This window comes from Schlesneria sp. (assembly GCF_036405755.1).
Classification (GTDB): domain Bacteria; phylum Planctomycetota; class Planctomycetia; order Planctomycetales; family Planctomycetaceae; genus Schlesneria; species Schlesneria sphaerica.
This window is the reverse complement of sequence record NZ_DASWWZ010000018.1, coordinates 1-10,521: the sequence shown is the minus strand read 5'-3', so window position 1 is coordinate 10,521 and position 10,521 is coordinate 1. Positions and strand designations below refer to the sequence as shown.

Genomic DNA, 10,521 nt, shown 5'->3' with positions numbered 1-10,521 from the left:
CCGCAGCCCTGCATGAGAGCGGATTGAGCAGCAGCCTTCGCATCTGCGAGACGTGTGCTCAGGCCGTCTGGTCCTTCTAAGGCAGATCCTGCCTTGCAAAACTTACGACGCGGTACAGATCCCGTTGTCGATTTTGCTTCTACTGCCCCCTCGGAAACTGGTCGCGCGCGATCCCCCGTGGAATCTTTGACCGCATGAGACGTACGTGGCGCAGACTTTCGTCATCGCGCTGATGTCTCGCCCGGATCGCTACTCCGGCGTCACCCAACGTGTGACATCGCCGGGTCAGGAGTGTTTCCGTGCGTAGAGACAGACAGACTCTGCACGATGGATTTCAAGGAGGAAGCCGAGCGAACCGACGACGACGGCCTAATCAGCATCACCAACAGCACTACGGATCTCATTGCGGACCGGCGGTTGAGCGGATCGCTTTCGCACCATCTTTCTGACGGGCGCCAGCGTGATTACTGCCAATACGAATCGAGCGACCCTGGCGGGGAACGAGTTCGCCAGCCACTGCCACCCCGACATCTTGTCGATGACGTAGAAGAAGACGGGTGTCAGGAAGATCCCGAAGAAGGTCACGCCGAGCATTCCGCTGAAAACCGCCGTTCCCAGGGCACGACGCATTTCGGCACCCGCACCAGTGGCAATCACCAGCGGCACGACCCCCAGAATGAAGGCGAACGACGTCATCAGAATGGGTCGCAGTCGCAGTTCGCATGCATGCAGAATCGCCTCTCGGGCAGGAACCCCTTCACTGCGGCGATACTTTGCGAACTCCACGATCAGAATGGCATTCTTACACGCCAACCCGATCAACACGATGAAGCCGATCTGAGTGAACAGGTTGATGTCCATGGAGGCAATCGCCACGCCCGTGATGGAACTCAGCACGCACATCGGCACCACCAGAATCACCGCCAGTGGCATCGACCAGCTTTCATACAGTGCTGCCAGCACCAGGAACACAAATACAACCGATAAAGCGAAGACGATGATCCCCGTATTCCCCACCATCCGCTCAAGATAGGTGATCTCGGTCCACTCCATGGACATCGTATTGGGAAGTTCGGTGCGGGTCAGTGCTTCAACCTGTTCGATGGCCTGCCCCGTACTGAATCCCGGTTCGACGTTCCCGTTAATTGCCGCCGCGGGATACATGTTGTACCGAGTCAGAACAAGTGGTGAGCTGATTTCGCGCACGGAGGCAATCGCGGCCAGAGGAACCATCTCGCCCATGCGGTTACGAACTCGCAACCGGCCCACATCCTGAATTTCGTCGCGGAATTGCGAGTCGGCCTGAACGACAACTTGCCACGTCCGGCCAAAGCGATTGAAGTTATTGACGTAACGGGACCCCAGATACGCCTGGAGCGTCCCGAAGACATCGTTTAGCGAAATCCCCTGCGTTAAACAGGCACGACGGTCGATGTCGACGAACAGTTGAGGTGAATTGGCCTTATAGACCGTGAACAGCCCCGTCAGTGCTGAGGCGGACGGCTTGTTTCCCTGAGAAACGATGTTATCCGTCTGCTCCTGCAATACCTTTAGCCCCACTTCCCCACGGTCTTCAATCATCAGCTTATAACCACCTGCACGCCCCAGTCCGCTTACCGCAGGGGGAGGAAACACGTTGATGATTGCTTCCGGAATCTCGGTCGCGTACCGCTTCCGTAATACTTTGAGGATTTCATCGGCTTGCATCGACGGATCGCGCCGATGGTGGAAGTCTTTCAAGATGATGAACATCGAACCAAAGTTTGATCCGTACGCACTGAGCACGAACGAGTTGCCAGCGACGGAGTTCACGTTCTTGATCCCCGGTGTTTCCAGCGCGATTTTCTCGATACGTGCAACCACATCACGGGTACGAATTGCCGCGGCGGAATCGGGAAGCTGGATACTGGCGATGAAATAGCCTTTATCCTGCGTCGGAATGAAACCCGTGGGTAGGCTCTGGAACGTGGCATTCGTCAGCCACAGCAACCCGACATACGCCACCAGCACCAGAATCGGGACACGCAGGAGCCCGCCCACAATCCCGATATACAGCCTGGTGGAAAGTCCGAAGGTACGGTTGAACAGCCAGAAGAACCAGCCGAACAGAGTATCGATCAACCAGGTTAAAGGATCGCGTCCCGCCGACTTCGGCTTCAGCAGCAGCGCCGCCAGCGCCGGACTGAGCGTGAGCGAGTTGAAAGTCGAAATGATCGTAGAGATGGCGATCGTTAACGCGAACTGCCGGAAGAATTGCCCCACAATCCCGGAGAGGAAAGCGCACGGGATAAACACGGCGCTGAGCACGAGTCCCACAGCAATGACGGGGCCCGAAACCTCTTCCATGGCCCAGATCGCGGCTTCTCGCGGAGAGAGTCCCTTCTCGATATAGTGCTCAACCGCTTCCACCACCACGATGGCATCGTCAACCACGATCCCGATCGCCAGCACCAGACCGAACAAGGTCAGATTGTTGATGCTGAAGCCGGTGATGGCCATTGCCGCAAAGGTCCCCACGATCGCCACAGGAACCGCGATCAGAGGAATGACCGCAGCCCGCCACCCCTGAAGGAAGATCAACACGACGAGCGCCACCAGAATCACGGAATCGCGCAAAGCCTTAACGACCTCTTCAATCGATTCCCGAATAAAGGGGGTCGTATCGTAACCGACTTCGTAGTGAACTCCGTCCGGAAATGACTCCGAAAGCTCTTTCATCTTACTCTTGATGAGGTCGGCCGTTTCCAGCGCGTTCGCGTCAGGCAACTGAAAAATCGCCAGACCCACCGTCGGCTTACCATCAAAGCGGTTGCTGACGTCCTGCGAGCGTGCCCCCATCTCGACGCGACCCACATCCTTGATGCAGATGATTTCGCCTTCGCCCGACATACGGACAATGACGTTCTCGAATTCTTCGACGGTGGAGAGTCGGCCCAGAACATCGATTGGCAGTTGCCGCACGACGTCGCTACCGTCCGATTTGGGGGGTGTCGGAGACTGACCGATCTGGCCAGCGGCCACTTCCAGGTTTTCTTGACGCAGTGCGTTGACGACGTCGCTGATTCCCAGTTCCCGCATCGCCAGTTTGTCGGGATCGACCCAGATTCGCATACTGTAGTCGCGCTGACCGAACACCAGCACTTCACTGATCCCCGGAAGGCGAGCCAGTTCATCCTTCACTCGCAGCACGGCGAAATTGCTGAGATATAGCTGATCGTAGCGATCATCCGGACAATTGAGACTCACGGTGAGCAGAATGTCAGGAGAACGCTTTCTGGTCGTCACGCCAGTCTGACGAACCACATCGGGAAGAGAGGGAATCGACAGGCTGACACGGTTCTGAACGAGCACCTGTGCCAGGTTCAGATCGACGCCCGGTTTGAAAGTCACCGTCAACGTGTAAGAGCCGTCACTGGTACTTTGTGACGACATGTAAAGCATGTTTTCGACGCCATTGACCTGCTGCTCAATGGGTGCCGCGACGGTCTGGGCCACCACCTGGGCACTGGCCCCCGGATAATTGCAGTCAACCTGAATCGTAGGCGGGGCGACGGGGGGATACTGAGCGATGGGCAGTTCGAAGACCGCAAGACCGCCCGCCAGAGTGATCAGGATCGACAGGACGCTGGCGAAGATCGGTCGATCTATGAAGAACCTTGAAAACATGAGAACTCTCGTCAGGTCACGCCAGGGTGGGATCGTTGCAAAGTGACAATCAAACCACCTCGCCAGGGTGGGGATGGAGCCCACCCGCAGTCAGCCTGCAGTGGATTCCTCTCCCCAGGAACTGTCAGGGACGGCCAAGCACGTCCGTGGTTGCCTTGGCTTCGACGGCTTTATGCCCGCCTGTCGAACCGCTCTCCGGTTTCCGCTCAATCGATTTGGCGGGAACGGATTTTCCTTCGGAAGCCGGCGATGCTGCCGATTCAGGACTTTTCTGGGCCACCAGTTCGGGGTTCACCTTGATTCCGACGCGAGCACGCTGCAAACCGGAGACGATCACGCGATCTTCGGGGCCGAGTCCCTCTTCAATGACGCGGCGTCCTTCTTTCAGCAAGCCGATCTTCACGCGGCGATAGGTCACGACATCTTCATCGTTGACGACATACACATAACGTTGCCCCTGATCGGACCCGAGAGCTTCTTCCGGAATCAGCAAGGCAGGATGAGGATTACCAATCGGAACGTGCAGGCGAATGAACATCCCCGGTTGCAACAGCAGGTTGTCGTTTTCGACGGTCGCACGCAGGCGCAGGGTGCCGGTGGTCGCCGAAATGTGGTTATCAAGGAAGTCGATCTCACCCGTGCGGGTGAATTCGGTTTCGTCCGCCAGCGCGAAACTGACGTGATACTTGGAGTCGCGTGGCGAAGGAATCTTCCCTTCCCGGATCAGTCGCTCGACCCGAAGCACGGTTCGTTCGTCGATATCGAAGTAGGCATAGATCGGATTCAGCGACATCACGGTCACAAGCGGCGTCTCGTCGGCTTTGACCAGGTTACCGGGATCGACCAGTCGTCGACTGATACGTCCGGTAATCGGCGACGAGATCTTGGTGAACTCGAGATTCAGTTCGGCGATTTCCCGGGCCGCGATCAAACCATCGACTGCCGCCCTGGCTTCCGCGAGGTCTGCCGACACCAGGTCCAGATCGGCCTGTGTGGTGTTCTTCGTGCCGAACAGCTTGCGAATACGTTCTTCTTCACGTTTCAGGCGATCGACACGTGCACGACCTTGTTCGACATTGGCGCTGGCCCGGGCGAGTTCTGCGGCGTATGGACGTGCATCGATTTCAAAAAGTGGCTGATCTTCCTGAACGTTCGCTCCGTCGACGAAAAAGGTTCGATCCAGATATCCGCTCACTCGCGACCGAATTTCGACAGCCTCGCGGGCAACCAGTCGGCCGGTGGTCTCTTCAAACTCTTGAACTTCTTCCACTACGGGCACCGCAACGCTCACCACCGGGGGGGGAGCTTCTTTGGAGGGTGGAACTGACTTCTGGCACCCCATCGCCAGTACGCCTGCAAGCAAGACCATGGCCCGTGGAGAACGAGATACGAGACTGCGGATGACGACTGAACTCACGTCAAAGCGAAAGGGGAATATTGGCATAAGACGAACCTAACATAGCCCAATGTTATACAGGCAGGAGGGTAGGAAGCAGCAAACCGGAGGGACCCCTAGGCAGCGATCTCTATCTTAGGCTGGCGAACCACTCCGAGACAACCGGTTTGCGTCCTCACTGCATCCAATTCAGAATATTGAATTCCCAGCCCTGCAGCCGACAAAGAACACCTGTCCACTCGACCTTGTACGCTCGATGCCTTCGTGATTATTCGGAAGAAGACGGGGAACCGGAATGGGGCTGACACACCCGAATTCGCTCGAGAAACAAAGAACTTGACTTCTCGAAAACTTAATCCAGAAATGGGGAATCAGTACACTCGCGCACGAGCGTCCACATCTACGTGACCTGAATTCTGATTTAAGGTTACTGCCGACGGGTGTTATGCCTTCATAACCTCACACGGCTTCCTGTCGTGCCGCGTTCAACGGGGTCCCGCCGGACATTCCTGCTCCCTTTGATGTGCAGCGTCCGGCTCTCGGCGCGCTGCAAATCGTTCGGATATCCAGTTCGGATATCCACACCGCAACCGGGCCTCGCTTCGCCTGCATTGCGCGAAGGCTCCCCGGCCCCGTGAGATCTTCCTCCCCAAAGCGAACCCCTCAGACGACTGCGGTCAATTCCTGCCTAGCGATCCGTCCTGGTCAGCTTGATATAATCCAGGCCGACCATATAGCCCTTCACCGCATTCGGGTTCGCACCGGTAATCTGGAAGCCCAGTTTGTGCGTCCCCTTGGTCAATCTTCTGATCCCGAATGACAATTCTCCAGTTGTGACGACATCGACATCGTAACAGTCGGCCGGAGCGCCGATCGGTTCGTCATCCAGCAGAAGTTGCACGATTCCGTAGTCACGAGCCATCGTCAGGACGGCATCGATCTCATAGGTTCCCTCGGTTTCCACCGGCAGTTCCAGTTCCAGCTTCGCTCCCGGGGATGCCCCCGTCCACCAGAGATGGTCGCTTCCTGACCACTTATCCTTGGTGAAGCCTGCCATGGGCTGACTCGACACATTCCCTGCGGACTTGCCAACGATCTTCAGCCCCTCGCCTTCAATGGCGTTGGGAACGCGACCCGTTTGCGGATCAATCGGCCCCTTGGGTCCTCGTAGAGCAATCTGGTGGGGCGACCCCAGATAAGCGATCAGGTCGCGCTGTTCGTCTGGTGTCAGTTGGTTCATTTGGCCTTCAGGCATGAGCGACAACTCAGAAAGAGTTCGCTCATCGATATCTGACTTCGCGACCACAACCGTGTCATTGATCGTCCTGAGCGTTACCGCACTGTCCGTTTCCTTTTGGATCAATCCCGAGATCACTCGGCCATCCGTCGTCGCGATGACTGTCATGCGATAGTCCTTCCCGACAATCGACGAGGGATCCAGAATGTTCTCCAGCAGGTAATCGACGTTGGCACGGTTCGAACCCGTAATGTCGGGACCGATCTTGCCCCCTTCTCCAAACAGGACGTGACACGCGGCACACGTTTTCGCGAACAGGCGACGGCCATTTCCGAGATCCGCCGTCTTCAACCGGGCCGGGGAAAGACCTTCCTTATGCTTGGCAATCAGGGCGAGTTTGTCACTGGCCGTGGGACGAATATCGCCCCAGATCGACTGAATCCGTTTCGCCAATGCCTCGTCCTTGAAGCCGAGCAACTGCTGAACATGGTATGCATGCACATCGGTCCGCGGCACGGTCCCCTTCTCGATCGCGTCGAACAGCTTTTCTGCCGACCGGGGACGGCCAACCAACGTGTTGATCGCATCGCGCTTTTCGCTGTCGGGAAGCTTGCCATAGCGTTCAAGAATCTGGTCAGGAATCTTTGGCTTGTCGTAGGCCCCCAAAGCCCGGATTGCGGGACCACGCAGTTCAGTCTCGTCGAGCACCGCTAACAGAGAATCTGCCGCTTCGGTGTCACGACCTTTCACAATCAGTTCCAGAGCTTTCTGGCGTTGGGGAAGCGGCGCGGACGAATCCTGCAGCAGGGCTCGCATCCGCGGCAAAATTCGTTTGTCGCCAAAGGCGACCGCCACCTGGTCCGCCCGTGATCGAATTTCCGCATCGGGGCTGTTGACCAGTCGATCGTAGGCAGGGGTCCACGCTGCGGGCTGCGGAATATTGACGCGGCCTTCAAACGCCTTGTTGATCTCTTCGAGAATCTGCTTCTGCGTCGCCGGTTCCGAAGCACTCGCCAACCACTCGATCGCCGCATTCAATGTCTTCTCTGTTGCTGCCGCTCTGCGGACAATGTATCGAGCGACCCGTTCAATCCGGGCACCTTGGGCCATCGCAATGGCTCGTTTGGGATCCGCTTCAACCAGCGGTTCAATTCCGTACCACAGCACGAGTGGCAAATTGTGGTCATCGACATCCTCGCCGTGTCCGACCAGAGCTGACGCCAGTTCCCAGCGCTGTTCCAGCGGAAGTCGCTGCAACGCCGACGCCAGGTAAAGCCGGACGACCGGGGATGAATCGGTCTTTGCCAGCGTCACCAGCGTGGCAAGTTCACCCGACGTAACGGCTCGGTCTTCGAGCATGAGCTGAATCGCCCACGCCCGCAGGTCTTCATTCTCAACTCCGGGCAATGCGAGCAGTTGCATCGCCAGATCATGATCAAGTCCGAATACCGCATGGATCGTCCACACGATACGCAGCTTCTGTGGGACGCCGTCTGCCTGGTCCAGTTTCTTTCGCAGAGCCGACCGAATTTCCATCAGCGAGGGGCTGCCAGCCTGTTGCTTTTCCGCCTGAGCGACGGCTTCCTGCAGCCGCCGGCGTGCCATCCTCACATACCATTCATTCGGATGGTCGAGCAGCGCTACCAAATCTGGCAGCCGGCTCCCGGAGAGCGTCTGAAGCATTGACTGAATCTGCTTCCGGTCGGGGCGCCCGGTCCCCTCATACGCGAGATTGTAGACGCGTCCGTTCGTGCGATCCCAGATCTCGGGATTTGTCCGGTGGCAGGCATTCTTGTCGTACCAGTCAATCAGGTAGACCGAACCATCGGGTCCGTACTTCAGATTGATTCCTCGGAACCATCGATCATTGGCAATCAGCGTATCGGGGGCCCGCTTGCCGATATAGCCCGATCCGGATGGCTCGAGCAGACATTCGTTGATGCGGTTGCCGTGGACATTGTGCATAAAGATCTGGTTACGATAGCCCGCGGGCCAGTTGTCACCCAGATAGATCATTGCCCCGCAGTGAGCGTGCCCACCTCCGGCTGCCAGAGTATCGGCCGGTGCGTGTGGTTCATGCCCCCACCAGGCATGGTCGGCCAGATTCCCCACGTAGTGGGCGTGGTCCGCAATGGTCTTGATGTCTTCGAATGTGTAGGGATTAAAATGCTGCCCCCCCTGCCGGTGATAGCGTCCCCCCTGCACCATGTGCCACAGGTGAGGAATCACGCAAGCGGTGATGAAGGCGTGACCGCGATCGTTGAAATCGACTCCCCACGGGTTACTGGTTCCATGCGAGAAGACTTCGAACTGATGTTTCGTCGGATGATATCGCCAGACACCCGCATTCAATCCCTGACGATCCTTGTCAGCAGTTCCAGGCTTCCCGACTTTTGAATGCGTGAAGACTCCGTGACAGCCGTAGAGCCAGCCATCAGGTCCCCAGATGAACGAGTTCAATGTCTCGTGCGTATCCTGCCACCCGAACCCGTCCAGCAGGACGGTCGCTCCCGTGGGAACATCCCTGGGGAACTGGACGTTCGCATGGCTCACAGGGTTCGGAACCTGGTCGGGAACATCGTCACCGTCCCGGTCAGGGATGAACATCAGATAAGGAGCGGCACCGACCCAGACGCCGCCGAAGCCCAGTTCCAGACCGCTGACCAGATTCAGCCCTTCAATGAAAACTTTTCGCTTCTCAAACCGGCCGTCGCCATCCGTGTCTTCGAGAATCACGATCTTGTCCTTGCCTTCACCGTCGGCGGCACGGATCGGGTAGGTGTATGCCTCGGCCACCCACAGACGGCCGCGATGGTCAAGCGTGAATGCCACTGGCTGATGCACCAGTGGCTCGCCCGCCGCGAGGCTGACGACAAATCCGTCCGGCGCAGTCATGTTCGCTGCCGCCTCTTCCGGAGAGAGTCCCTCGGCCATCGCAATTGACTTTTTCGGCTGAGCTGCTTGCCACTCCGCTTTGGTGACCTGCGAAACCGTCTGACTGAGAACGTGACAGCCTTTCATGCCCCCCACGACGATGTCAGGCCGTTTGTCTCCATTCAAATCCCCCACGCTGAGCTGCCGCCCGACCCCGGCTTCGCCATCGATCTGGTAGGGAATCCAGTTGATACCCGACGTGCTTCGTTCCAGCTTGAACCAGTACACCACGGCCCCCGCGTCCCACATGGGACTTTGCTCATGATGGGACCAGTAGGTCTTGCCCGTGACGATGTCTTTCAGGCCGTCGCCATCCATGTCGTGCAGCGCCAAAGTGTGCAATTCGGTAAACAGCACTCCGTAGGGGCTTTCTTCCCGTTTCTCGCCCATGATCAGATGTTTGACAAAACTGATCTCATTCCCATCACGCGTCTGTTCGTACCATGCGAGCCCAAATGCGTGTGCGTTCAGGCTGGTAATGACGTCATTGTCTCCATCTCCATCCACATCATAAGCAAACATGTCACCTCCCCCTGCCCCGGCGAAGGCAAAGGGATGCAGTTTCCAGAGAGGATCACCGGCGAGTGACTCGGGCTGTTCCAGCCATCCACCTTTGAACAACAAATCCAGACGGCCATCGCCATTCACATCACCGACACCCAGCCCATGGCCAAACGGAGTGTCCGCGATTTTGTCACTGATCACATGGAATGTCTGATTGGCGAAAGACTGCCGGGGATCAAACGCGATATACCCGAACACGCCATCACGGGCGAAAACCAGTTCGGGCCGAGTGTCGCCGACAAAGTTGACGAACTGAGGTGATTCATTCCCCACCTGATCGGAAAACTGATGGCGTTTCCAGTGTTTGTCGAGATTCTTCCCCTGCGGATTTTCGAAGATGAAACCGGGTGTTCCGGGAAGTCCCACGGTCAGGACATCGTTCCAGCCGTCACCGTTGAAGTCGTAAACCCACGAAAAGAAGTTGTCGGAATAACCCCGCCGGTTCTGCGACTTGGCGGGATAGATCTCATGTCGACGCTCAAACTTCGGGCCTTCCCACCAGTAGGGCCCATGCACGATGTCGACGATCCCATCCTGGTTGAGGTCCCCGAAGCTGGCCCCTTCAGAAAAGTAATCCTCCGTGAGCGGCTGTCGCTCGAACCGAGTCAACAGAAACTCTTCAGCGCTGACCGTTCCACTGACGGTCACGAACAGGCACAGCAATGAAAACAGGGAATAGCGCATCGTTGAAGATCTCATCGCGGCATTGAAGGCAAACCAAATT

At 57.3% G+C, this 10,521-nt stretch carries 3 protein-coding genes; all 3 read right to left on the bottom strand.

Translation table 11 applies throughout. From position 1 onward, the window contains the following. Positions 1–369: 369 nt before the first annotated feature. The gene (locus VGE80_RS00645) at positions 370–3,666 is read right to left on the bottom strand and encodes an efflux RND transporter permease subunit (RefSeq protein WP_440591308.1); all 3,297 of its coding nucleotides are present in this window, start codon (positions 3,664–3,666) and stop codon (positions 370–372) included. A gap of 124 nt (positions 3,667–3,790) precedes the next feature. Beyond that, entirely contained in the window at positions 3,791–5,110 is a 1,320-nt protein-coding gene (locus VGE80_RS00640) for an efflux RND transporter periplasmic adaptor subunit (RefSeq protein ID WP_373653433.1), read from the bottom strand. A 640-nt stretch (positions 5,111–5,750) separates the two neighbouring features. Then, on the bottom strand, positions 5,751–10,481 hold the full coding sequence (locus VGE80_RS00635) for a PVC-type heme-binding CxxCH protein (RefSeq protein ID WP_440591307.1): 4,731 nt from the start codon (positions 10,479–10,481) through the stop codon (positions 5,751–5,753). Positions 10,482–10,521 lie beyond the last annotated feature (40 nt).